Annotated in this window: 20 protein-coding genes; 9 read left to right on the top strand and 11 right to left on the bottom strand. The window is 70.3% G+C overall.

Translation table 11 applies throughout. The features are described from left to right. Positions 1 to 29: 29 nt before the first annotated feature. On the top strand, positions 30 to 449 hold the full coding sequence (locus ACZ5PB_RS15180) for a response regulator transcription factor (RefSeq protein WP_468691253.1): 420 nt from the start codon (positions 30 to 32) through the stop codon (positions 447 to 449). Between the two features lie 38 nt (positions 450 to 487). Here the strand turns inward: ACZ5PB_RS15180 and ACZ5PB_RS15175 are convergent, their stop codons facing one another. From ACZ5PB_RS15175 to ctaC, 4 genes are all read right to left on the bottom strand, one after another. Further along, positions 488 to 1,741: a L,D-transpeptidase gene (locus ACZ5PB_RS15175; protein ID WP_468691251.1), complete on the bottom strand. Its 1,254-nt coding sequence runs from the start codon at positions 1,739 to 1,741 to the stop codon at positions 488 to 490. Positions 1,742 to 1,896: 155 nt separating this feature from the next. Next, the gene (locus ACZ5PB_RS15170; RefSeq protein WP_468691249.1) at positions 1,897 to 2,295 is read right to left on the bottom strand and encodes a cytochrome c oxidase subunit 4; all 399 of its coding nucleotides are present in this window, start codon (positions 2,293 to 2,295) and stop codon (positions 1,897 to 1,899) included. Next, the gene (gene ctaD / locus ACZ5PB_RS15165) at positions 2,292 to 4,034 is read right to left on the bottom strand and encodes an aa3-type cytochrome oxidase subunit I (protein ID WP_468691248.1); all 1,743 of its coding nucleotides are present in this window, start codon (positions 4,032 to 4,034) and stop codon (positions 2,292 to 2,294) included. The genes ACZ5PB_RS15170 and ctaD overlap by 4 nt, the downstream gene beginning before the upstream one ends. After that, positions 4,031 to 5,029 carry an aa3-type cytochrome oxidase subunit II gene (ctaC, locus tag ACZ5PB_RS15160; RefSeq protein ID WP_468691245.1) on the bottom strand — a complete coding sequence of 333 codons (999 nt, stop codon included), beginning with the start codon at positions 5,027 to 5,029 and terminating at the stop codon, positions 4,031 to 4,033. Before ctaC ends, ctaD begins: the two co-directional genes overlap by 4 nt. A 290-nt stretch (positions 5,030 to 5,319) precedes the next feature. Here ctaC and ACZ5PB_RS15155 point away from each other — a divergent pair, with 290 nt between their 5' ends. Beyond that, positions 5,320 to 6,705: an aminotransferase class V-fold PLP-dependent enzyme gene (locus ACZ5PB_RS15155; RefSeq protein WP_468691243.1), complete on the top strand. Its 1,386-nt coding sequence runs from the start codon at positions 5,320 to 5,322 to the stop codon at positions 6,703 to 6,705. 200 nt (positions 6,706 to 6,905) lie between these two features. Here the strand turns inward: ACZ5PB_RS15155 and ACZ5PB_RS15150 are convergent, their stop codons facing one another. Continuing rightward, positions 6,906 to 7,880 carry a carbohydrate kinase family protein gene (locus tag ACZ5PB_RS15150; RefSeq protein WP_468691242.1) on the bottom strand — a complete coding sequence of 325 codons (975 nt, stop codon included), beginning with the start codon at positions 7,878 to 7,880 and terminating at the stop codon, positions 6,906 to 6,908. 198 nt (positions 7,881 to 8,078) lie between these two features. On the opposite strand from ACZ5PB_RS15150, the gene ACZ5PB_RS15145 reads away from it, so the two are divergent. Together ACZ5PB_RS15145 and ACZ5PB_RS15140 are read left to right on the top strand one after the other, a co-directional pair. Continuing rightward, a complete protein-coding gene (locus ACZ5PB_RS15145) occupies positions 8,079 to 8,297 on the top strand; it encodes a hypothetical protein (protein WP_468691240.1) in 219 nt (72 codons plus the stop codon). 146 nt (positions 8,298 to 8,443) lie between these two features. Next, complete coding sequence (locus tag ACZ5PB_RS15140) at positions 8,444 to 9,952, top strand: hypothetical protein (protein ID WP_468691237.1); 1,509 nt, start codon at positions 8,444 to 8,446, stop codon at positions 9,950 to 9,952. Positions 9,953 to 10,058: 106 nt separating this feature from the next. On the opposite strand, the gene ACZ5PB_RS15135 is transcribed toward ACZ5PB_RS15140, so the two are convergent. Beyond that, positions 10,059 to 10,415, bottom strand: coding sequence for a HesB/IscA family protein (locus tag ACZ5PB_RS15135; RefSeq protein ID WP_468691235.1), 357 nt, complete (start codon positions 10,413 to 10,415; stop codon positions 10,059 to 10,061). A gap of 288 nt (positions 10,416 to 10,703) precedes the next feature. On the opposite strand from ACZ5PB_RS15135, the gene nadA reads away from it, so the two are divergent. Together nadA and ACZ5PB_RS15125 are read left to right on the top strand one after the other, a co-directional pair. Next, positions 10,704 to 11,897 (top strand): quinolinate synthase NadA, encoded by a 1,194-nt coding sequence (nadA, locus tag ACZ5PB_RS15130; protein WP_468691233.1) that lies wholly within the window; start codon positions 10,704 to 10,706, stop codon positions 11,895 to 11,897. Between the two features lie 86 nt (positions 11,898 to 11,983). Then, on the top strand, positions 11,984 to 12,373 hold the full coding sequence (locus ACZ5PB_RS15125) for a YciI family protein (RefSeq protein WP_468691231.1): 390 nt from the start codon (positions 11,984 to 11,986) through the stop codon (positions 12,371 to 12,373). A gap of 101 nt (positions 12,374 to 12,474) precedes the next feature. Here ACZ5PB_RS15125 and ACZ5PB_RS15120 read toward each other — a convergent pair whose 3' ends face one another. The 5 genes from ACZ5PB_RS15120 to ACZ5PB_RS15100 all read right to left on the bottom strand — a co-directional run bounded on the left by ACZ5PB_RS15120 (position 12,475) and on the right by ACZ5PB_RS15100 (position 19,240). After that, positions 12,475 to 15,621 carry an efflux RND transporter permease subunit gene (locus ACZ5PB_RS15120; RefSeq protein WP_468691228.1) on the bottom strand — a complete coding sequence of 1,049 codons (3,147 nt, stop codon included), beginning with the start codon at positions 15,619 to 15,621 and terminating at the stop codon, positions 12,475 to 12,477. A gap of 231 nt (positions 15,622 to 15,852) precedes the next feature. Further along, positions 15,853 to 16,587, bottom strand: a complete 735-nt coding sequence (locus ACZ5PB_RS15115) for a response regulator (RefSeq protein ID WP_468691227.1) — start codon at positions 16,585 to 16,587, stop codon at positions 15,853 to 15,855. Further along, complete coding sequence (locus ACZ5PB_RS15110; protein WP_468691226.1) at positions 16,584 to 17,933, bottom strand: sensor histidine kinase; 1,350 nt, start codon at positions 17,931 to 17,933, stop codon at positions 16,584 to 16,586. Before ACZ5PB_RS15110 ends, ACZ5PB_RS15115 begins: the two co-directional genes overlap by 4 nt. Before the next feature lie 221 nt (positions 17,934 to 18,154). Further along, positions 18,155 to 18,433 carry a PspA-associated protein PspAA gene (gene pspAA / locus ACZ5PB_RS15105; protein WP_468691223.1) on the bottom strand — a complete coding sequence of 93 codons (279 nt, stop codon included), beginning with the start codon at positions 18,431 to 18,433 and terminating at the stop codon, positions 18,155 to 18,157. 15 nt (positions 18,434 to 18,448) lie between these two features. After that, entirely contained in the window at positions 18,449 to 19,240 is a 792-nt protein-coding gene (locus ACZ5PB_RS15100) for a PspA/IM30 family protein (RefSeq protein ID WP_468691220.1), read from the bottom strand. A 251-nt stretch (positions 19,241 to 19,491) separates the two neighbouring features. Between ACZ5PB_RS15100 and ACZ5PB_RS15095 the strand changes: the two genes are divergently transcribed. The 3 genes from ACZ5PB_RS15095 to ACZ5PB_RS15085 all read left to right on the top strand — a co-directional run bounded on the left by ACZ5PB_RS15095 (position 19,492) and on the right by ACZ5PB_RS15085 (position 22,935). After that, positions 19,492 to 20,097 carry a DUF3043 domain-containing protein gene (locus ACZ5PB_RS15095; protein ID WP_468691219.1) on the top strand — a complete coding sequence of 202 codons (606 nt, stop codon included), beginning with the start codon at positions 19,492 to 19,494 and terminating at the stop codon, positions 20,095 to 20,097. A gap of 146 nt (positions 20,098 to 20,243) precedes the next feature. Further along, positions 20,244 to 20,942 carry a class I SAM-dependent methyltransferase gene (locus ACZ5PB_RS15090; RefSeq protein WP_468691551.1) on the top strand — a complete coding sequence of 233 codons (699 nt, stop codon included), beginning with the start codon at positions 20,244 to 20,246 and terminating at the stop codon, positions 20,940 to 20,942. Positions 20,943 to 21,045: 103 nt separating this feature from the next. Then, positions 21,046 to 22,935, top strand: a complete 1,890-nt coding sequence (locus ACZ5PB_RS15085) for an ABC transporter ATP-binding protein (RefSeq protein WP_468691218.1) — start codon at positions 21,046 to 21,048, stop codon at positions 22,933 to 22,935. Positions 22,936 to 22,974: the final 39 nt, after the last annotated feature.

Raw genomic sequence — 22,974 nt, 5'->3', positions numbered from 1 at the left:
ACCGCGCAACCGGACGTCACGGAGGAACAATGCAGCAGCCGACCGCAACGGTGCTGGTCTACAGCGACAACTCCCACACCCGCGAGCAGGTGCGTCTTGCGGCCGGACGCAGGCCGGCCGCCGACGTACCGCCGGTCGAGTTCCTTGAGTGCGCCACCCTGCCCGCCGTGCTGAAAGCGCTGGATGCCGGCGGTGTCGACGTGTGCGTGCTGGACGGCGAGACCGTCCCGGCCGGCGGCATGGGCGTCTGCCGGCAGATCAAGGACGAGGTCTTCGACTGCCCGCCCGTCCTGCTCCTGATGGGGCGTCCGCAGGACGCCTGGCTGGCCACCTGGAGCCGCGCGGAGGCGGCGGTGACGCTGCCCGTCGAGCCGGTGGAGTTCGCCGCCTCGCTGGCCGCGCTGCTGCGCGAGCGGCTGAGCCACAAGTCCCCCGCCGTACGGGCCTGACGCCACGCGCCGCCTCCTCGCTCCCCCGGGTCCGCTCCTCAGACCTGGGGGCGCAGGCGCGGGGTGTGCACCAGGTCGCGCTGGCGCTCGGTGGAGGCGAGCAGGGCGCTGCCCTTGCGCCACGACTTCCAGGGGACGTTCCAGTCGCCGAAGCCGTTGCCGAAGGGGTCCATGGAGTCGCCCCAGCTGCCGACGACCTTGACGATGTCGCCCTCGCGGACGGTCTCGTAGAACCAGGCGGCGTTGCCGGTGGACATGCCCGTGCAGCCGTGGCTGACGTTCTCGTAGCCCTGTGACCCGGTGGACCAGGGCGCGGCGTGCACGTACTCGCCGCTCCAGGTCACCCGGGTCGCGTAGTACACCGGCAGATCGTACGAGTCCCTGGTGCCGCGCGGGATTCCGATGCTGGTGCCGCGCATCCGTACGAAGTACTCCTTGCCCAGTACGACCTTGACGCCGTTGCGGGTGGAGTAGCCGGGCTTGCCGGTGGTCACCGGAATGGTGTTGATCACTTCTCCGTTGCGCTTGACCGTCATGTAGTGCGACGACGCGTCGGTGATGGCCTCGATGCGGTCGCCGGTGCGGATGCGCAGGGGCGCCGAGGCGGCCCCGTAGAGGCCCTTGGCGACCTTGATGCCCTCCAGGGTGCTGTGCGCCCTGATGGTGGCCTGTGCGGGCCAGTAGTCGCGCGGGCGGAAGTGCAGGAAGTCGTCGTCCACCCAGTACCAGGAGCCCTCCACCGAGGGCTTGGAGTCGACCTTGAGGGCGCGCTCCACGACGGCCCTGGCGCGCGGGTCCTTGACCTTCTGGCTGAGTTCGGCGGTGAGGGGCTGTCCGACGCCGTAGGTGCCCGCGTCGGGGCCGAAGGTGACCTTCAGCTTCTTCTTGGGCGCGGCGGTACGGAAGTTGAGCCTGCGCACTCCCGGGGCACCGGTCGTGTCCTCGGTGGCGATCCTGAGCGCGTAGTCGGCCCCTGCGGCCAGTGGGGCGGTGGAGTGCCAGCGGGACCCGTCGGCGGAGAGTTCGCCCGCCACCTGGCGTCCTGTGGCGTCCGCGGCGATGACGTCGGTGATCCGGCCCTCCTTGCCGGTGGCCCGGACTTCGAGGGGCTTCTCCGGGTCGGCGTCGGTGCTGCCGGGCCGGCCGTTGAAGGTGATCTGCTGGGCGGCGTCGTACGGCTTCGAGGAGAGCGGGTTGCTCTCGGGTTCGCCGCAGGCGGTCAGCCCGGCCCCGAGGGAGGCGACCAGCAGTGCGCAGCTCAGGACCGACCGGCTTCGGGGTGCGTAGCTCATGATCACACGATATGAAGCATCGTCAGATCGAGCGCGCTGGACCGCCGCAAGTGACTGCAAACGAATGAGAGGCCCGTACACCTGAACGTCCTCAGGTGTACGGGCCCCTCATATGGGTACCGCCGTACGGCTGGATTCCCGTGGGTTTCTCGGTCCTACTGGGTGCGGTTCTCACCGCGGTAGAACTCGAAGACCCAGCCGAACAGGCCGATCAGGATCAGCGGCAGCGAGAAGAACAGCAGCCACCAGCCCATCGCGATCGCGAGGAAGGCGAAGGCACCGCCGATGGCCAGCGAGAGCGGCTGCCAGCTGTGCGGGGCGAAGAAGCCCAGCTCGCCGGCCTCGTCCGCCACGTCGGCCTGCTTGTTGTCCTGGGCCATCGCGTCGGCCCGCTTGGCCGTGAAGGCCAGGTAGAAGCCGATCATGAGGCTCAGCCCGAAGGCCAGGACGAGCGCCGTGGTGCCCGCGGGCTCCTTCGACCACACGCCGTACACGACGGCCATGATCGCGATGAATACGCTCAGCCAGATGAACAGCCAGCCTTGGATCTTCACTTGCCCGACTCCTTCGCACTGAGGGCGAGCGACTCGATGCCGTTGTCCCGGTGGTTCTCCAGCTGGTCGATCGCGGAGATCTCCGGGTGGTGCAGGTCGAACGCCGGGGATTCCGACCGGATGCGCGGCAGCGTGAGGAAGTTGTGCCGCGGCGGCGGGCAGGAGGTCGCCCACTCAAGGGAGCGGCCGTAACCCCAGGGGTCGTCGACCTCGATCTTCTTGCCGTACTTCGCGGTCTTCCACACGTTGTAGAAGAACGGGAGCATCGACAGACCCAGCAGGAAGGAGCTGATGGTCGAGATCGTGTTCAGCGCGGTGAAGCCGTCGGCCGCGAGGTAGTCCGCGTAACGACGCGGCATGCCCTCGGCACCGAGCCAGTGCTGCACCAGGAACGTGCCGTGGAAGCCCACGAACAGCGTCCAGAAGGTGATCTTGCCGAGCCGCTCGTCCAGCATCTTGCCGGTGAACTTCGGCCACCAGAAGTGGAAGCCGGAGAACATCGCGAAGACCACGGTGCCGAAGATGACGTAGTGGAAGTGCGCGACGACGAAGTACGAGTCGGAGACGTGGAAGTCCATCGGGGGCGAGGCCAGGATGACGCCGGTCAGACCACCGAAGGTGAAGGTGATCAGGAAGCCGACGGCCCAGAGCATCGGTGTCTCGAAGGACAGTGAGCCCTTCCACATCGTGCCGATCCAGTTGAAGAACTTCACACCGGTGGGCACTGCGATGAGGAACGTCATGAACGAGAAGAACGGCAACAGCACGCCGCCCGTCACGTACATGTGGTGGGCCCAGACGGTGACCGAAAGGCCGGCGATGGCGATGGTCGCGGCGATCAGACCGATGTAGCCGAACATCGGCTTGCGGCTGAAGACCGGGATCACTTCGGAAATGATTCCGAAGAACGGCAACGCGATGATGTACACCTCTGGATGGCCGAAGAACCAGAAGAGGTGTTGCCAGAGAATCGCGCCGCCATTTGCGGCATCGAAGATATGGGCACCGAATTTACGGTCCGCCTCCAGGGCGAACAGCGCGGCGGCCAGCACCGGGAAGGCGAGCAGGACCAGCACACCGGTCAGCAGCACGTTCCAGGTGAAGATCGGCATACGGAACATCGTCATGCCGGGAGCGCGCATGCAGATGATCGTGGTGATGAAGTTGACCGAGCCGAGGATCGTGCCGAAGCCGGAGAAGGCCAGACCCATGATCCACATGTCGGCGCCGACACCCGGCGAACGGACCGCGTCCGACAGCGGGGAGTAGGCGAACCAGCCGAAGTCGGCCGCACCCTGCGGGGTGAGGAAGCCGGCCACCGCGATGATCGAGCCGAAGAGGTACAGCCAGTACGCGAACATGTTCAGCCGCGGGAACGCCACGTCGGGCGCACCGATCTGCAGCGGCATGATCCAGTTGGCGAATCCGGCGAACAGCGGCGTCGCGAACATCAGCAGCATGATCGTGCCGTGCATCGTGAACGCCTGGTTGAACTGCTCGTTCGACATGACCTGCGTGCCGGGACGAGCGAGCTCGGCGCGCATGAAGAGCGCCATCAGTCCGCCGATGATGAAGAACACGAACGACGTGATGAGGTACATCGAGCCGATCGTCTTGTGGTCAGTGGTGGTGAGCCACTTGATCACAATGTTGCCGGGCTCCTTGCGCCGCACAGGCAGCTCGTTCTCGTACGAGTCGACTGCTGCCGCGGCACCCTTGGGTTCGTTGAGGATGCTCACAGTTTGTTCGTCTCCGCATTCCTGGCCGGCTTGGTCAGCTCGATGCCGGCCGGGATGTATCCGGTCTGGCCCTTCGCCTTCAGGTCCTTGAGGTGCTGCTTGTACTCCTCGGGGGAGACGACCTTGACGTTGAAGAGCATCCGGGAGTGGTCCACGCCGCAGAGCTCGGCGCACTTGCCCATGAAGGTGCCCTCCTTGGTGGGAGTCACCTCGAAGGCGTTGGTGTGCCCCGGGACGACGTCCTGCTTCATGAGGAAGGGGACCACCCAGAAGGAGTGGATGACGTCACGCGCCGTCAGCACGAACCGGACCTTCTCGCCCTTCGGCAGCCACAGGGTGGGGCCGGGGTTTCCGGTGTCCGGGTTCCGGGTTCCGGGGATGCCGTAGTCGTAGACGCCTTCGGCACCGTCGGGGAACTGCTTGGTGTACCTGTCCGGGATCGCGTTGAGTTCCTTCGGAACCCCGGTCTTCAGCTTGGTTTTGGGGTCGGTCTGAGGACCGGTGGCCGGGTTCCCGTCCACGTCCTCGATGTAGTTCCAGCCCCAGCTCCACTGATAGCCGACCACGTTGATCGTGTGCTTCGGCTTTTCGTCGAGATGCAGGAGCTTGGACTCGTCACGGGCCGTGAAGTAGAACAGCACCGAGACGATGATGAGCGGGGCGACCGTGTACAGGGCCTCGATGGGCATGTTGTACCGGGTCTGCGGAGGTACCTCGACCTTGGTGCGGCTGCGCCGGTGGAAGATGACACTCCACAGGATCAGGCCCCACACCAGCACGCCCGTGACGAGCGCTGCCGCCCACGAGCCCTGCCAGAGGGAGAGGATTCGCGGCGCCTCTTCCGTCACCGGGGTGGGCATTCCCAGTCGAGGGAAGTCCTCCCATGTGTACGAGCAACCAGAGGCGGTCGCCAGGACCACGCCCGCGGTCAGCACCTGGAGCAGCTTCCGCCGCATCGGGCGCCGCGACGAGCGGTCGGAGCCGGTGGGACTCACGTAGCGCCTTCCCGAGAGTCTCGCCCGCGCGTTGTAGTGGCTGCGGCCGTCTGACTGGTCGGTCGGGGCCGGCCCTTACGCGGGCAGGGGTTTGGATGTTTATGCGGACCAAACCCTACTGGACGCTATTTGGGGTCGCGCGGGGAGGGTGCCCAACGCGCCGCAGCGCTCCCCGAAGGGGTGGTGTTGCCGCCGGTGGCGGGCGGAACCCCGGCCTCCGCCCGGCATCTGACGACCCCTCCCCCGATGGCGGTACAGGGCGGGACGCACCCGGCGGCTAGCGTGGCCCGGTGCCCTACTTCGATGCCGCGTCCGCCGCGCCCCTGCACCCCGTCGCCCACCAGGCGTTGCTTGCCTCGCTGGACGAGGGGTGGGCCGATCCGGCCCGGCTCTACCGGGAGGGGCGCCGGGCCAGGATGCTCCTGGACGCCGCGCGGGAGGCCGCCGCGGAGGCGGTGGGATGCCGCCCCGACGAGCTGGTTTTCACCCCTTCGGGAACGCACGCGGTGCACACGGGAATTGCCGGGGCCCTCGCCGCGCGTCGGCGTGTCGGCCGCCATCTGGTCGTCTCCGCCGTCGAGCACTCCTCGGTGCTCCATTCGGCCGCCGCCCACACGGCGGACGGCGGTTCGGTGGACGAGGTGCCGGTGGGGCGCGGGGGTGCGGTCGAGGCCGAGGGCTTCGTACGGGCGCTGCGTGAGGACACCGCGCTGGCGTGTCTGCAGTCCGCCAACCACGAGGTCGGCACCCTCCAGCCGGTGGCCGAAGTCGCACAGCAGTGCCGGGAGGTGGGTGTGCCGCTGCTGGTGGACGCGGCACAGTCGCTGGGCTGGGGGCGGGTGGACGGCGAGTGGTCGCTGCTGACCGCGAGCGCGCACAAGTGGGGCGGTCCGGCCGGGGTGGGGCTGCTCGTCGTCAGGAAGGGCGTGCGGTACGCGCCGCAGGGTCCCGCCGACGAGCGGGAGGCGGGGCGCTCCCCCGGCTTCGTGAACCTCCCGGCGGTCATCGCGGCCGCGGCCTCGCTGCGGGCGGTGCGGGCGGAGGCGGACGCGGAGGCGGTGCGGCTGCGGGAGTTGGTGGAGCGGATCCGGACGCGGGTGGCGCGGACCGTGCCGGACGTGGAGGTGGTCGGGGATCCGGTGCGCCGGCTGCCGCACCTGGTGACCTTCTCCTGTCTGTACGTCGACGGGGAGAGCCTGCTGCACGCGCTGGACGGGGCCGGCTTCTCGGTGTCGTCGGGTTCCTCGTGCACGAGCAGCACGCTGACGCCGAGCCATGTGCTGCGGGCGATGGGGGTGCTGTCCGAGGGGAACGTCCGGGTGTCGCTGCCCCGGGGTGCGGCGGAGGAGGACGTGGAACGGTTCCTGGCCGTGCTGCCGGAGGCGGTGGCAGGCGTACGGGAACGGCTGGGGGCCCCGGAACCGGCACGGTCCTTCCCGGCCGCCGGGCCGGCGGCACTGACCGTGGACGCGCTCGGGAAGCGCTGCCCGATCCCGGTGATCGAGCTCGCCAAGGTGATCGGCGACGTCCCGGTCGGCGGAACGGTGACCGTCCTCGCCGACGACGTCGCCGCCCGCCTGGACATCCCGGCCTGGTGCGAAATGCGAGGCCAGGAGTACGCGGGCGAGGAGGAACGGGAGCGAGGGTCCGCCTACACGATCCGCAGAGCGAAGTAGCCGTCCACTCGGGCGGCGAAGCCGCCTACGCCCCCCGCCCCCTTGGGCGGCGGGGCCGCACCCACCCGTTGCCCCGCCCCCTTGGGCGGCGGGGCCGCCCCCCGGGGGCGGAACGGGCGGGCAAGGGGGCGGCCCCCGGCGGAGCCGAACCCTCCGGCCCCGCCCGACCCCGCTCCCCTCACCTCACCCCGACCGGACCGTCAGCTCAGGTGCCCCTGAACCTCCGCCGCCGCCTCATGCCCGTACGCCTTCGTGAACCGGTCCATGAAGTGCGCCCGGCTCAGCGTGTACTCCTGCGTCCCCAGCGTCTCGATCACCAGCGTCGCCAGCATGCACCCGATCTGCGCCGCCCGCTCGTGGTTGACCCCCCACGCCAGCCCGGACAGGAAGCCCGCGCGGAACGCGTCGCCCACGCCCGTCGGGTCGACCTTCGCGTCCTCCTCCGGCACGCCGACCTCGATCGGCTCCAGGCCGACCTTCTCGATCCGCACGCCGCGCGAGCCGAGCGTGGTGACGCGGTGGCCGACCTTGGCGAGGATCTCGGCGTCCGTCCAGCCGGTCTTCGACTCGATGAGGCCCTTCTCGTACTCGTTGGAGAAGAGGTACGTGGCGCCTTCGAGCAGCGTGCGGATGTCGTCGCCGGACATGCGGGCGATCTGCTGCGAGAAGTCCGCGGCGAAGGGGATGGAGCGGGAGCGGCACTCCTCCGTGTGACGGAGCATCGCCTCGGGGTCGTCCGCACCGATCAGGACCAGGTCCAGACCGCCCACGCGGTCGGCGACGGCCTTGAGCTCGATCTGGCGGGCCTCGCTCATCGCGCCTGTGTAGAAGGAGCCGATCTGGTTGTGGTCGGAGTCGGTGGTGCACACGAAGCGCGCGGTGTGCAGCACCTCGGAGATGCGGACCGATTCGGTGTCCACGCCGTGCCGGTCGAGCCAGGCGCGGTACTCGTCGAAGTCGGAGCCGGCCGCGCCGACCAGGATGGGGTGGGTGCCGAGCTGCCCCATGCCGAAGCAGATGTTCGCGCCGACCCCTCCCCTTCGTACGTCGAGGTTGTCGACCAGGAACGAGAGGGAGACCGTATGCAGCTGATCCGCGACCAGCTGGTCGGCGAAACGGCCGGGGAAGGTCATGAGGTGGTCGGTGGCGATGGAGCCGGTGACTGCGATACGCACGGCGGGGCTTCTCCCTGTGGGGATGGTGGCAAGGCTCGGAACAATGCGACAGCTCAAGCTACCGGTTCACACCCCAACGGCCGAAGCGGCAAAACTACCCGATAGTAGGTCTTTTTCATTGAGGTCGCAGGTGCATACGGTGCGAGGAGACCGGGGTTTCGCCTCTTCAGCGGCCCCTTGAGCACGGGAGCTCCACGTATGCGCAAGCACAGCGTCACGATCGGACCGACCCCCTCCGCAGGATCCGAAGGCGACGGCGACTGGGCGCAGTTGCGGGGGGACTGCGCCAGCATGGTCTCGCACTGGTCGGTTCCGGCGACCGTCGCCGAGCGCGTTCCGGCCTCGCTGATCCACGGTGTGGTGGTGCCGCCGGCCTCGGCACGGCTGGTGGGCGCGATGCCCGAGTACGGGGCCTGAGTGCGGGGCCCGGGTACGGGGCCCGAGCCCGGCGCCGTACGGCCCGGCGGGGAACCGGAAGGTCGCTCGCTTCGTCACACGGGTGTCTCCTGTTAAGGGGACGTCCGCATCCAGCGCCCCCTCGGCGCAGGCGAAGGAGCGATCCGGTGAGCAGCGACGAGCAGACGCAGACCACCCCCCGAAGGCGGCGTTCCCCGCTGGCCGCCGCCTCGGTGGCAGCCGCGGTGCTGCTGGTCGGCGGCGGGAGCGCGTACTGGGCGGCCTCCGCGGGCGGTGACGGCGGGACGACCTCCCCCGGCGCCCCCGGCGGCACTCCCCCGCTGCTCTCGCTGGACGGCCCCACCGACAGCGGCTCGGGCGGTACGGACCTCAGGGGCGCGCGGCCCGAGCCGACCGGCAGCGGCCCGGCCGGCATCGCCCCGGGCGAACCGGACCCGAACGGCAACGGGACCTGGGGGCAGGTGGTCTACCGGGCGGCCGGGGACCTGCCCGAGGGGCCCGGGTCCGCTGCGGTGTACCGGGCGCAGGGCGCGGTCGGCGCGGACGAGGTGAGCCGGCTGGCGCGGGCGCTCGGGGTGGACGGCACACCGAAGCGGGAGGGCGGATCCTGGCTGGTCGGGGCGGTGGCGGACGGTTCGGGTGCGCAGTTGCGGGTGAGTGAACGGGCGCCGGGGAACTGGACGTTCGCGCGCGGCCCGGGCCCGAAGAGCAGTGTCGACTGCGTGCAGGGCAAGCCGTGCACCACGGGCACGCCGCCCGGCGAGGAGACCGCGAAGAAGGCGGCGGCGCCGGTGCTGAAGGCGCTGGGCCTCCAGGGTGCGCGGCTGGACGCGAGCCAGGTGCTGGGCGGGGCGCGGGTGGTCAACGCGGATCCGGTGGTCGACGGGTTGCCGACGTACGGCTGGATGACCGGGATTCCGGTCGGGCCCGACGGACAGGTGGTCGGCGGCAGCGGGAAGTTGAAGGGCCTCAGCAAGGGGGCCGGGTATCCGGTGGTCGGCGCGGCGAAGGCGCTGGAGCTGCTCAACGGGGCGGGGCGCGGGAAGGTGCCGGACATCGGCGGCTGCGCCACTCCCGTACCGGTGAAGGAGCAGAAGCAGGGGACCGCGGTCGAGGGGTCGCCGCCCGGGGCGCCGCTGGGGAAGATCCTGCCGTGCGAGCCCCGCCAGCAGCCGCAGCGGACGGTGACGGTCGGCTCGGCGGTCTTCGGGCTGGCGGTGCAGTACGCGGACGGGCAGCAGATGCTGGTGCCCTCGTGGCTGTTCGGGGTGCGGCCGACGGGTGACGAGAAGCCGTACACGGTGACGTATCCGGCGGTGGACCCGAAGTTCCTGGCGGCGCCGAAGCCGCCGGTGAGCGAGCCGCCGCAGGACCCGACGGCGGGGCCGGCGACGCCCGACCGGCACATCGAGTCCTACCGGGCGGACGGCCGGAAGCTGACGCTCACCTTCTGGGGCGGGGTGTGCAGCGACTACGCGGCGAAGGCGGCCGAGGAGGGCGGCGCGGTGAAGGTGCGGATCGTGGAGACCAATCCCGACCCGAAGCGGATCTGCATCGCCATCGCGAAGAAGCTGACGGAGAGCGTCACCCTGGACAAGCCCCTGGACGGGCGGCAGGTAGTGGGTGAGGACGGCAAGGCCGTGCCCAAGGGCTGAGCCACCGGGCGGGGGCGAGCCCTCCGGAGGGTTGAACTCGGCGTACGGCGAAGGCGGTTGTCCCGGATACGGAATTCCGGGACAACCGCCTTCGGCGTGGGACTGACTAGCTGAACGAGTCGCCGCAGGCGCAGGAGCCGGTGGCGTTCGGGTTGTCGATCGTGAAGCCCTGCTTCTCGATGGTGTCGACGAAGTCGATGGAGGCGCCGCCCAGGTACGGGGCGCTCATCCGGTCGGTGACGACCTTCACACCGTCGAAGTCCTTGAGGACGTCGCCGTCGAGCGAACGCTCGTCGAAGAAGAGCTGGTACCGCAGACCCGAGCAGCCACCGGGCTGTACGGCGACGCGGAGCGCGAGGTCGTCGCGTCCCTCCTGGTCGAGCAGGGCCTTCACCTTGGATGCGGCGGCGTCGGACAGGAGAATGCCGTCGCTCACGGTGGTCTTGTCGTCCTGAACGGACATCTACATCTCTCCCGGGTTGTACGGACTGCTTGCCGACGGTTGCAACCGGCGGGGCCCCGGATTCATTCCGGGCCCGAGCGTCTGTCTTGTTCTTTCATGCTCGCACACCCCCGTCGAAGCGGGCACGGGCCAGGGGGCGCCGGGACCGCCCCAGGAATGCGTCACATCGACGAGATCGGCATCGTCAAAGTGACGCGAAGCGGCTATGATAGATAGCGTCATTTCGACGAAAAGGCTCCGTGTTCCTTTCCTCATGGGCCCCACTCGCAGCTCGCAGAAACAGAAAGGGTGCGTGTCGTGACCACCGCCCAGCCCCGCCAGGTCGACCTCGATGTCCAGCCGTCGCCCCTCGCCCTGCTGCTGCTCGGCCGCGAGGCCGACCCCAGCAGCGAGCGCGGCGTCGAGTGTCCCGGAGACCTGCCCTCGCCGTCCGACCCGGACCTGGTGGAGCGCGCCCGCGCGGCCAAGGAGAAGCTCGGGGACAAGGTCTTCGTGCTCGGCCACCACTACCAGCGTGACGAGGTCATCCAGTTCGCCGACGTCACCGGTGACTCCTTCAAGCTCGCGCGCGACGCCGCCGCCAAGCCGGAGGCGGAGTACATCGTCTTCTGCGGTGTGCACTTCATGGCCGAGTCGGCCGACATCCTCACCGGCGACGACCAGAAGGTCGTGCTCCCCGACCTCGCGGCGGGCTGCTCGATGGCCGACATGGCCACCGCCGAGCAGGTCGCGGAGTGCTGGGACGTGCTGACCGACGCCGGGATAGCCGACCGCGTCGTCCCGGTCTCGTACATGAACTCCTCCGCCGACATCAAGGCCTTCACCGGCAAGCACGGCGGCACCATCTGTACCTCGTCGAACGCCAAGCGCGCCCTGGACTGGGCCTTCGAGCAGGGCGAGCAGGTGCTCTTCCTGCCCGACCAGCACCTGGGGCGCAACACCGCCGTGCGCGACATGGGGATGTCCCTGGACGACTGCGTCCTCTACAACCCGCACAAGCCGAACGGCGGGCTGACCACCGAGCAGCTGCGCAACGCGAAGATGATCCTGTGGCGCGGGCACTGCTCGGTGCACGGCCGGTTCTCGCTGGAGTCGGTGGAGGACGTACGGGCCCGGATTCCCGGCGTACGCGTCCTGGTGCACCCGGAGTGCAAGCACGAGGTGGTCGCGGCGGCCGACGAGGTCGGTTCGACGGAGTACATCATCAAGGCACTGGACGCGGCCCCGGCGGGCTCGAAGTGGGCGATCGGCACCGAGCTGAACCTGGTCCGGCGGCTGGCGAACGCGCACCCGGACAAGGAGGTCGTCTTCCTCGACAAGACGGTCTGCTTCTGCTCGACCATGAACCGCATCGACCTCCCCCACCTGGTGTGGACCCTGGAGTCGCTGGCCGAGGGCAACCTGGTCAACCGGATCGAGGTCGACCGGGAGACCGAGAGCTTCGCGAAGCTGGCGCTGGAGCGGATGCTGGCGCTCCCGTAGCGGACGCGCGGCCGATGAGTTTCGCTGGGGGCAGCAGTCCACCCCTCAGTACACAGGAAACGACTCGGTCCGAGGAGCGCAGACAGATGCTGTACATGATCCAGATGAACGTGGACGCCGCCGACTGGGACAGCGTCATGTCGTCCTATTCACCGGACGACATGCAGGCGATGTTCGCGCACATGGAGGCCCTCAACAACGAGCTGACCTCGGCGGGCGAGATGGTCGAGGCGCGCGGGCTCGGCGGTCCTTCCCTGGCCAAGACGGTCAGGGCCGGGTCCGACGGCAAGCCGCAGGTGACCGACGGGCCGGCCCAGAAGGGCCCGATCCTCGCCGGATACTGGGTCGTGGACGTCAAGAGCGAGGACCGGGCGTACGAGATCGCCGCGCGCGCCTCCGCGTGTCCGGGCCCCGGCGGCAAGCCCGGCAACGACCCGGTCGAGGTCCACGCGATCCCGGCGGACCCGACGGCCTGACAGCGGCACAGCACGGCAGTACATGAGTAAGGGGCGCCCTCCGGGAGGGCGCCCCTTACTCTTGTGCCGAAAGTGATCACGGGGTCACGGGATCACGGGGCTCAGACCCCCGCGGGCTCGCGCTCCTCGTTCTTCGTGGCGGGAGCCGCCTTGGCCTCCCGCTTGGCCTCCTTCTTCGCCGCACGGCGCTCCTTGCGGAGCTCCACCATGGCGTAGAGGGTCGGGACCAGCAGGAGCGTCAGCAGCGTCGAGGTGATCAGACCGCCGATCACCACGATGGCGAGCGGCTTGGAGATGAAGCCGCCCTCGCCGGTGATGCCCAGCGCCATCGGCAGCAGCGCGAAGATCGTCGCCAGTGCGGTCATCAGGATCGGGCGCAGACGGTGCCTGCCACCCTCGACGACGGCCTCGACGACGCCCATGCCCTGGGCCCGGTACTGGTTGATCAGGTCGATCAGCACGATCGCGTTGGTGACCACGATGCCGATCAGCATCAGCATGCCGATCATCGCCGGGACGCCCATCGGGGTGCCGGTGGCGAGCAGCAGGCCGATCGCGCCGGTCGCCGCGAACGGGATCGACACCAGCAGGATCAGCGGCTGGATCAGCGAGCGGAAGGTGGCGACCAGCAGCAGGAAGACGATCGCGACGGCCGCGAACATCGCCATGAAGAGCTTGACGAACGTCTCGTCCATGTCGGAGGAGACGCCGCCGATCTCGACGGAAGCGCCCTTGGGCAGCTGGTCCTTGAGATCGTTGATCTTCGTGGTGAGTGCGGTGGTGACCGCACCTGTGTCCTCGCCGACCGGCTTGGCGGTGACCGTGGCGGCACGGGCGCCGTCGATGCGGGTCATCGAGACCGGGCCGTCCACCAGCTTCACATCGGCGATCTGGCCGAGCTTGACCGGGCCGAGCGGGAGGTTCCTGAGCTCGGCGAGGGTGGTGGCCGGGTTGGCCGAGGTGATGACGATGTCGCGCTCGGTGGAGTTCAGCATCGCCTTGCCGGCGTTGGTGCCGCGTACCGCCTGGGCGACGACGCCACCGAGGGCGGTGTCGTTGAAGCCCGCCTCGGCTGCCTTGGGCGTCGCCCTGACCGAGATGCGGGGCACCGACTGGGCCAGGTCGCTCTGGACGTCGGTCACGTTCTTGATGCCCGCGACGGCGGTGCGGACCTGCTCGGAGGCCTTCTTGAGGACGTCCGCGTCACCCGCCTTGACGATCACGGAGAGGTCCTGGCCGCCCATGCCGCCGCCGGCGCCGACCTTGGCCTCGCCGATGCCGTCGAGCTTCTTCAGCTCGGACTCGATCCGCTCGGTGGTCCTCTTGCCGTCCTTGGCGTCCTTCAGGGTCAGCTGGTACGAGGCCTGGTTGGCGCCGGACCCGCCGCCGAAGGCGGCCATCATGCCGGACGAGCCGACGGTGACCTGGTAGTCCTTGACCGTGTCGATCGAGCCGAGGACCTTCTCTACCTTCCCGGCGGCCTTGTTGGTCTCCTCCAGGCTGGTGCCCGGCTTGAGCTTCTGGGTGAGCGAGAGGGTGTCCTGCTCGCCCTGGTCGAAGAAGTTCGTCTTGAGCAGCGGCGCCATCGCGAAGGTGCCGACGAGGACGACGACGGCGATGACCAGGCTGGTGAAGCGGCGCCGGGTGGCGAAGCGCAGCACCGGGACGTACATCTTCTGGAGCTTGCTCTTCGCCTCCTTCTCCTCCGCCTTGCGGCGCAGCTCGGCCGGGTCGACGCCCTCCGAGCCCTTGGGCGCGCGCAGGAACCAGTACGAGAAGACCGGGACGACGGTCAGCGAGACCAGCAGCGACGCCAGCAGGGCCGCCGTCACGGTGATGGAGAACGAGCCGAAGAGCTGGCCCACCATGCCGCCGACCAGGCCGATCGGCAGGAAGACGGCGACCGTGGTGAGGGTGGAGGAGGTGACCGCGCCGGCCACTTCCCTGACCGCGGTGACGATCGCGGAGTGGCGCTCCTCGCCGTAGCCGAGGTGGCGCTTGATGTTCTCCAGGACCACGATCGAGTCGTCGACGACCCGGCCGATCGCGATGGTGAGCGCGCCCAGGGTCAGGACGTTGAGCGACAGGTCGCGGGTCCACAGCACGATCAGCGCGAGGACCACCGAGAGCGGGATGGAGATCGCGGTGACCAGCGTCGAGCGGATCGACGCCAGGAACACCAGGATGATCACGACGGCGAAGACCAGGCCGAGGGCACCCTCGGTGGTCAGACCGGAGATCGACTTGGAGACGCCGGGGCCCTGGTCGAAGACCGTGGTGATCTTGGCGCCCGCGCCGAGGCCCGCGCTCAGGTCGTCGATCTTGTCCTTGACCGCGTCGGAGATGGCGACGGCGCTGCCGTCCTTGTCCATCGTGATCGACAGGGAGAGGCTGGGCTCACCGTTGGTACGGGTCAGGGAGGTCGCCGTCGCGGGCTTCTCCTCGACCTTGGCGACGTCACCGAGCCGTACCGGCTTGGGGGCGCTCTGCGCACCGGGCGCCGGCTGGGCGCTGACCCGCAGGTCCTCGATCTGCTTCAGCGAGGTGAACGCGCCGCCGACCTGCACGGTGCGGCTCTGGCCGCCCTCGGCGAAGGACCCTGCCGGGACGGAGATGCCGCCCGCCTGGAGGGCCTGCGCGAGGGTCATCGCGTTGAGGCCCGCCCCGGCCAGCTTGCGGTCGTCGGGGGTGACGGCGACCTGAAGGTCACGGACACCGGCCACGGTGACCGTGCCGACGCCCTCGATCTTCTCCAGCTCGGGGACCACGCTGCGGTCCAGCTGGTCGGCGAGCGCCTGCTGGTCCTTGGGCGAGGTGACGGCGAGCACCACGGTCGGGATGTCGTCCGTGGAGCCGGCCACGACCTGCGGGTCGACGTCCTTGGGGAGCATCGCGCGGGCCCGGTTCACGGCCTGCTGGACATCGGCCACGAGCTGCTTGGAGCCCTCGTCGCCGTAGTCGAACTGCGCCATGATCATGGCGCTGCCCTCGCTGGCGGTCGAGGTGACGGACTCGATGCCGTCGACGGCCTTGAGGGTGGACTCCAGCGGCTCGACGACCTGCTTCTCGACCACATCGGGGGACGCACCCTGGTAGGGGGCGATCACGGACACCATCGGGAGCTCGATGGTGGGCAGCAGTTGCTGCTTGAGCTGCGGAATCGCAATCGCGCCGAAGACCAGCGCGACGATCGATATCAGCCCGATCAGGGCCCGCTGGGCAAGGCTGAATCTGGACAGCCAGGACATGGATGGGTCTCTCTTCCGTGGCGAGCGAGGCAGGCGGACGCGACGGTTCCCCCGGTACGGGTCTCCCTGTGCGGAGGTCCCCCTGCGGAGGTGTCCCCCTGTGGAGGTCCCCTGCGGAGGGGTCACGCACGTCCTCTCATACGATCGGCCATCGCCGGAGGCCGATCCGTCGCTCCCAGGTCCCCTTTCCGCCGCGCACGTACCGCAGCTGGAGTACGTGGGGGTACGCCCTCACTCCACCCGTGGACGTACCAGGCCCGATTCGTATGCGAATACCACCAATTGGGCCCGGTCACGGGCGCCCAGCTTCGCCATCGCACGGTTGACGTGGGTCTTCACGGTGAGGGGGCTGACGACGAGGAGGGCGGCGATCTCGTCGTTGGAGTTGCCGCCCGCGACGTGGACCAGGACCTCGCGCTCGCGGACCGTGAGGGTGGCCAGGCGGGCGGCGTGCGCCCCGTCGGCGGCGGGCTCCTGGGCCGTACCTCCGTCGCCCTGTTTGAGGAAGGTGGCGATCAGGCCCTTGGTCGCGGCGGGCGACAGGAGGGCCTCTCCCCCGGCGGCGATCCGGATGGCGTTGAGGAGTTCGTCGGGTTCGGCGCCCTTGCCGAGGAAGCCGGAGGCACCGGCGCGGATCGACTCGACCACGTACTCGTCGACCTCGAAGGTCGTCAGCATCACTACGTGCACCCCGACAAGCGCGGGGTCCGCGCCGATCTCCCGGGTGGCGGCGAGACCGTCGGTGCCCGGCATCCGGATGTCCATCAGGACCACGTCGGGGCGCAGCCCCCGGGTCAGTTCGAGTGCCTGCGCGCCGTCGGCGGCCTCGCCGACGACCGTCATGTCCGGCTCGGAGTCGACCAGTACCCGGAACGCGCTGCGCAGCAGGGCCTGGTCGTCGGCGAGCAGAACCCTGATCGGGGGCAGCGGGGCGGCGCCCTGCGGCGGGGGAAACGCGGTGCTCATGTGGTCGGGTCCTCCCCCTGGCCGGTCCCGGTGGCGGCCTGCGCTGCCGTACGGGCCTGATCGGCGGCCGCAGGTGCCCGGTCGGCTGCCGTACGGGCCTTGTCGGGCAGGATCGCATGGACGCGGTAGCCGCCGCCGTAGCGGGGGCCCGCGGTGAGGGAGCCGCCGAGGGCGGTGACGCGTTCGCGCATGCCGACCAGGCCGTGGCCGCCGAAGCCGGGCCCGCCGTCGCTCCCGCCGTTGTCGTCGTGGGGGGCGGAGGTGGTGCCGGTGCCGGTGCCGTTGTCGAGGACCGTGACCTCGATCGACTTGCCGACGCGGACGACGCTGACCTCGGCCCTCGCGTCCGGGCCCGCGTGCTTGCGGACGTTGGTGAGGGCTTCCTGGATGATCCGGTACGCGGCCAGGTCGACGGACGCGGGCAGTACCTCGTCGTCGGTACGGGCGAGGGCGACCGGGAGTCCGGCGTTGCGGAAGGTGTCGAGCAGTCCGTCCAGGACGGCGAGGCCGGGGGCCGGTTCGGTGGGGGCCTGGGGTTCGCCGGACTGGCGCAACAGGCCGACGGTGGCGCGGAGTTCGTTGAGCGCGGAGCGGCTGGCCTCGCGGACGTGGGCGAGCGCCTCCTTGGCCTGGTCGGGGCGCTTGTCCATGACGTGCGCGGCGACCCCGGCCTGCACGTTGACCAGGGCGATGTGGTGCGCGACGACGTCGTGCAGGTCGCGGGCGATACGCAGCCGCTCCTCGGCCACCCGGCGGCGGGCCTCCTCCTCCCGGGTCCGCTCGGCGCGCTCGGCCCGCTCCCGGATGGCGTCGACGAAGGCACGGCGGCTGCGGACCGCGTCGCCGACGCTGGCGCCGATGCCGGTCCAGGCGAACAGGCCGATGTTCTGCTGCGCGTACCAGGGGCCCTCGCTGAAGCACATCGCGGCGGCCGTCAGCGCGACCATGGTGGACAGGCCGATGCGCCAGGTGGTGGGCCGGTCGGTGCGGGCGGCCACCGTGTAGAGCGCGACGACGGCGCTCATGGAGACCGGAGCGGGCTGCTCCGGGGCTGCGAGCGCGAGTTCGATGACGGTGAGCGCGCAGGTCACGCCGAGCACCACCCGCGGCTCGCGGCGCCGGAAGACGAGCGCGCCCGCCCCGAGCGCCATGAGGACGATGCTGCGCGGTCCGGGCGAACGGGCGCCGAAGGCCGGGCCGTGCAGGCCGTCGTGCGGATCGGCGAACGAGCCGACGATCATGCACGCGAGGACGAGGACGGCGAGAGCGGCGTCGGAGGCGAGGGGGTGGGCCCGTAGCCAGGAGCGGGGGCGGGTGAGGCCGGTGCTGAGGCCCAGGGGGGTCATGGGTTCACGGTACGGGGACGGGGTCGGCCCTGGGGCGGGCGGCGGGGGCGAGGGGGGCCATGGCGGGGGTGGGGCCATGGCGGGGGTGGGGCCATGGCGGGGGTGGGGCGGGGCCGGAGGGTTCGGCTCCGCGGGGGGCCGCCCCCTTGCCCGCCCGTTCCGCCCCCGGGGGGCGGCCCCGCCGCCCAAGGGGGCTCGGCGGGGCGTTGGAGTGGGAGGGGTCAGCCGGGGATGAGGCCGTCTTCGGTGAGCATGGCCCTGACTTCCTCCAGCGTGGAGTCAGGGGCCGGGAGGATGAGCTCGGACGGCTCCAGGGAGTCGTCCGCCAGGGGGGTGCCGAGAGTGCGCACCGCCTCCAGCAACGCTTCCAGGGTCCGCCGGAACCCCGGTCCGTCCCCGTTCTCCATCTCGGCCAGCAGCTCGTCGTCGAGCTTGTTGAGCTCGGCGAAGTGGCTGTCGGCCAGATCGAGCTGACCCTCCCCCATGATGCGGATGATCATGGTGTGCGCTCCCGCCTACTGCTTGTCGAACTTCGGGTGGGACTGGCTCTGCCCCTGCTGCGCGGCGTCCTGCTGGCCGCCCTCGATCGCCTGCTGCGAGGGACCGCCGGACAGCTCCGCCTTCATCCGCTGGAGCTCCAGCTCGACGTCCGTACCGCCGGAGAGGCGGTCCAGCTCGGCCTGGATGTCGTCCTTGGCGAGACCGGACTGGTCGTCCAGCGCGCCCGAGGCGAGCAGCTCGTCGATCGCGCCGGCCCGTGCCTGGAGCTGGGCCGTCTTGTCCTCGGCACGCTGGATCGCGACGCCGACGTCGCTCATCTCCTCGGAGATGCCGGAGAAGGACTCCGCGATCCGGGTCTGCGCCTGCGCGGCCGTGTAGGTGGCCTTGATGGTCTCCTTCTTCGTACGGAAGGCGTCCACCTTGGCCTGGAGGCGCTGGGCCGCGAGGGTCAGCTTCTCCTCCTCGCCCTGCAAGGTCTGGTGCTGAACCTCCAGGTCGGAGACCTGCTGCTGCAGCGCGGCCCGGCGGGACAGCGCCTCGCGGGCGAGGTCCTCCCGGCCCAGCGCGAGCGCCTTGCGGCCCTGGTCCTCCAGCTTGGAGGAATTGCTCTGCAGCGTGTTGAGCTGCAGTTCGAGCCGCTTGCGCGACGTCGCTACGTCGGCGACTCCGCGGCGTACCTTCTGCAGCAGTTCCAGCTGCTTCTGGTACGAGTAGTCGAGTGTCTCCCGCGGGTCTTCGGCCCGGTCAAGGGCCTTGTTCGCCTTCGCGCGGAAGATCATCCCCATACGCTTCATGACACCGCTCATGGGCTTCGCGCGCCCCCTTCTGACGGACTCCGGCTCCTGGCCACTCCAACAGAACCCACAGTACGGGCCCTGTCTCTATTACCGCACTGTTCCGGCGTCGATGTGCTCCTCCTCCAGGACGACTGTGCGGAGCCGGGGCCATGCGTAGGGAGTAGAAGCGACCCTTGGTTCCGCCGTTCCGGCGCAGCTGTTGCCGGATCGTTCCCCTCCGGACTGGGGTCCATGCCCCGCACCCCGTACCCTTGGGTTTTGTGTTCCGTAGCCGTGCCAACTCCAGCGCCGAGAAGACCGCCGCCACCGACAAGGTGACCGCCGATCTCTCCAAGTCGCCCCGTGACCCGCAGGCGCCCAAGGGGCGCCCCACCCCGAAGCGCGCCGTCGCGCAGTCGCAGCGCCGCAGTGCCGTGACCGCGCCGGCGAACCGCAAGGAGGCGATGAAGCGCCAGCGGGAGGCCCGCCGCGCCGACCTCGCCAAGCAGCGGGAGGCCCTCGCCAGCGGTGACGAGCGGTACCTGCCCGTGCGTGACAAGGGCCCGGTGCGCCGCTTCACCCGTGACTTCGTCGACTCGCGTTTCTTCGTCGCGGAGTTCTTCCTGCCGATGGCAGTGATCATTCTCGTGCTGAGCATGGTCCAGGTGGGCAACCTCCAGACCATCGCGCTGCTGCTGTGGATGATCGTCATCGTGCTGATCGTGATCGACTCGATCGGTCTCGCGATCCGGCTGAAGAAGCAGCTCAAGGCCCGCTTCCCGAACGAGTCGCTGCGCGGCGCCACGGCGTACGGCCTGATGCGCTCGCTCCAGATGCGCCGTCTGCGTCTGCCGAAGCCCCAGGTCAAGCGCGGGGAACGGCCCTGACCGCGGACACCCCCGAAGCTCCGGGAGCCCCGTCGACCGCCGCACCGGCGGGTTTCGGCGGGGCTCCCGCCGCGTGGCCCGCCGGTCAGGGGGGACTGCGCGAGGCGGTCCGGCGGGAACTGGTGGCCCGCCAGCTCGACGAGCAGATGGCCGGCCGCTTCCCGGTCGGCCAGCGGCTGCGGATACTCGACGTCGGCATGGGCCGGGGCACCCAGGCCCTGCGGCTCGCCCGGGCCGGGCACAAGGTGACCGGCCTGGAGTCCGACCCCGCACTGCTGGCCGCGGCCCGCGACGCGCTCTCGGGCGAGCCCGCCGGGATCCGTGAGCGGGTCCGGCTGATCGAGGGCAACGGTTACGACACCGGTGTGCACTTCCTGCCGGGCAGCTTCGACGTGGTGCTCTGCCACGGCGTCCTGATGCGCGTGGCCGAACCGGACGCGCTGGTGGCCGGGCTCGGCCGGATGCTGGCGCCGCGCGGACTGCTGTCGCTGCTGGTGCGCAACGCGGACGCGCTGGCCATGCGGCCGGGGCTGGCCGGGGACTGGACCGGCGCCCTGGCGGCGCTGGACTCGGACGCGTACACCTCGGACGCGTACCCGGACCCGCTGGGCCGCGCGGTCCGGGCCGACCGGCTGGAGGCGCTGACGGCGACCCTGGCCGGGATCGCGGCCCCGCTGCACGCCTGGTACGGGGTGCGGGTCTTCACGGACACCGTCGCGGACGGGGCGCCGCCGCCCGCCGGGGAGGAGCTGGCGAAGGTGCTCGCACTGGAGGACCGGGCGGGCCGGCGGGACCCGTACCGCAGGGTGGCGGCGCTGCTGCACCTGTGCGGCGTACGGGGCTGACGGCCGGGGTGGGGTCCGGGGGAAGCCCGGGGTTCGGGGTTCGGGGTGAAGTCCGTTCACCGCATCGGTCAGGTGCGCGGCCCCGCTTTGCGTCTTCTTTAACGTGGCCACGACAACCGAAAAGACCGGGGACCCGGTCGGCACCCCCAAACTGCCCGCGCGCGAGACCTGGCGCGCCCTCTACCGGCACTTCCGTCCGCACAGATGGGCGGTCGCGCTCGGCGCGCTGTTCACGTTGATCGGTGCGGCGAGCGGGCTCGCACAGCCGCTCGCCGCCATGGTGCTCGTCGACCGGCTCGGTCAGGACGAGCCGATCGTCGGCCTCCTGCTGCTGCTCACCGCGCTCGTGGTGCTCGGCACCGCGATCGCGTCCGTCGGCTCGTACGTCCTGGAACGCACCGCCGAGACGGTCGTCCTGGTCGCCCGCCGAGGTCTGATCGGCAGGCTGCTGCGGCTACGGGTGCCCGAGGTCGAGCGCACCCAGCCGGGCGACCTGATGTCCCGGGTCACCTCCGACACGACGCTGCTGCGCTCGGTCACCACGAGCTCGATCGTCTCGGCGGCGACCGGCAGCCTGACCTTCCTCGCGACCATCGCGCTGATGGCGTACCTGGACCTGGTGCTGCTCGGGGTCACGCTCGGAGTGATCGTGCTGATCGGCGGCGCCGTCGGGTTCGTCATGCCGAAGATCGCACAGGCGACGAAGCAGTCGCAGGAGGCGGTCGGGGCGATCTCGGCCGTGCTGGAGCGCGCCTTCGGGGCCTTCCGGACGGTCAAGGCCTCGGGCGCCGAGGCGCGCGAGGCGGCGGTCGTGGAGACCGCCGCGCAGGAGGCCTGGCGGCACGGCGTGCGCTCCGCCAAATGGCAGGCGCTGGCGGGGAGTTCGGTCGGTCTCGCGGTCCAGATGTCGTTCCTGGCAGTGCTGGGAATAGGCGGCGCGCGGGTCGCTTCGGGGTCGATCTCGGTGGCGACGCTGATCGGCTTCCTGCTCTACCTCTTCTATCTGATCGACCCGATCAGCCAGATGGTCAGCGCGGTCACCGAGTACCAGGTGGGTTCGGCGGCGGTGGCCCGGATCGTGGACGCGGAGAAGCTGGAGGTGGAGGAGCCGGGGGCGCTGGTGGCTCCTGTGACGGGAGAGCCCGCGCAGGTCACCTTCGAGGGCGTCACCTTCCGCTACCGGAACGATCTTCCGTTCGTCCATCACGGCGTCGACTTCGATGTGCCGGGCGGCGGCATGACCGCCTTCGTCGGCCCTTCGGGGGCCGGGAAGACGACCGTGTTCGGGCTGATCGAGCGGTTCTACGAGGCGACCGGCGGCCGGGTGCTGGTCGACGGCCGCGACGTACGGAGCTGGCCGCTCGCCGAGCTGCGCGCCACCATCGGGTACGTGGAGCAGGACGCGCCGGTGCTGGCGGGGACGCTGCGGGAGAACCTGGTGTTCGCCGCGCCGGACGCCTCGGACGAGGCGATACGGGAAGTGCTCGTCAAGGCCCGGCTGGACGGCCTGGTGGCGCGCTTGCCGGAGGGCCTGGAGACGGTGGTCGGGCACCGGGGGTCCAAGCTGTCGGGCGGCGAGCGGCAGCGGGTGGCGATCGCGCGGGCACTGCTGCGGCGGCCCCGGCTGCTGCTCCTGGACGAGGCGACCTCACAGCTCGACGCGGTCAACGAACTCGCGCTGCGCGACGCGGTGGCGGAGGCCGCCAGGGAGACGACGGTCCTGGTGGTGGCACACCGGCTGTCCACGGTGACGCTGGCCGACCGGATCGTGGTGATGGACGCGGGAAAGGTCCGCGCGGTGGGCACGCACACGGAACTGATCACCGGAGACACGCTCTACTCGGAACTGGCCGCGACGCAGTTCCTGACGGCGGAGACCGCGGGACGCGAGGAGACCGGGGAGCGGACCACGGAGCGGGGCGGGACCGGCGCGCAGGCTGTGGAGCAGGACGGGGCCGGCGGGCAGGCTGTGGAGGCGGCGGCGCGCCCCTGAGTTCTCGGGGGCGCGACGCCGTGATGCGCCGGTGGGCGC

It is taken from the genome of Streptomyces sp. NPDC032721, assembly GCF_055579625.1.
The sequence above is the reverse complement of the archived record's forward strand: the minus strand, read 5'-3'. Positions and strand labels throughout refer to the sequence as shown.

Bases quoted from the DNA above. Each gene is read 5' to 3' on its own strand.
- ACZ5PB_RS15115 (WP_468691227.1), bottom strand. From the start codon at position 16,587: ATGAGCACCGCGTTTCCCCCGCCGCAGGGCGCCGCCCCGCTGCCCCCG.
- ACZ5PB_RS15125 (WP_468691231.1), top strand. From the start codon at position 11,984: ATGCTGTACATGATCCAGATGAACGTGGACGCCGCCGACTGGGACAGC.
- ACZ5PB_RS15175 (WP_468691251.1), bottom strand. From the start codon at position 1,741: ATGAGCTACGCACCCCGAAGCCGGTCGGTCCTGAGCTGCGCACTGCTG.
- ACZ5PB_RS15145 (WP_468691240.1), top strand. From the start codon at position 8,079: ATGCGCAAGCACAGCGTCACGATCGGACCGACCCCCTCCGCAGGATCC.
- ACZ5PB_RS15120 (WP_468691228.1), bottom strand. From the start codon at position 15,621: ATGTCCTGGCTGTCCAGATTCAGCCTTGCCCAGCGGGCCCTGATCGGG.
- ACZ5PB_RS15090 (WP_468691551.1), top strand. From the start codon at position 20,244: ATGGCCGGCCGCTTCCCGGTCGGCCAGCGGCTGCGGATACTCGACGTC.
- ACZ5PB_RS15135 (WP_468691235.1), bottom strand. From the start codon at position 10,415: ATGTCCGTTCAGGACGACAAGACCACCGTGAGCGACGGCATTCTCCTG.
- ACZ5PB_RS15100 (WP_468691220.1), bottom strand. From the start codon at position 19,240: ATGAGCGGTGTCATGAAGCGTATGGGGATGATCTTCCGCGCGAAGGCG.
- ACZ5PB_RS15110 (WP_468691226.1), bottom strand. From the start codon at position 17,933: ATGACCCCCCTGGGCCTCAGCACCGGCCTCACCCGCCCCCGCTCCTGG.
- ACZ5PB_RS15180 (WP_468691253.1), top strand. From the start codon at position 30: ATGCAGCAGCCGACCGCAACGGTGCTGGTCTACAGCGACAACTCCCAC.
- pspAA (WP_468691223.1), bottom strand. From the start codon at position 18,433: ATGATCATCCGCATCATGGGGGAGGGTCAGCTCGATCTGGCCGACAGC.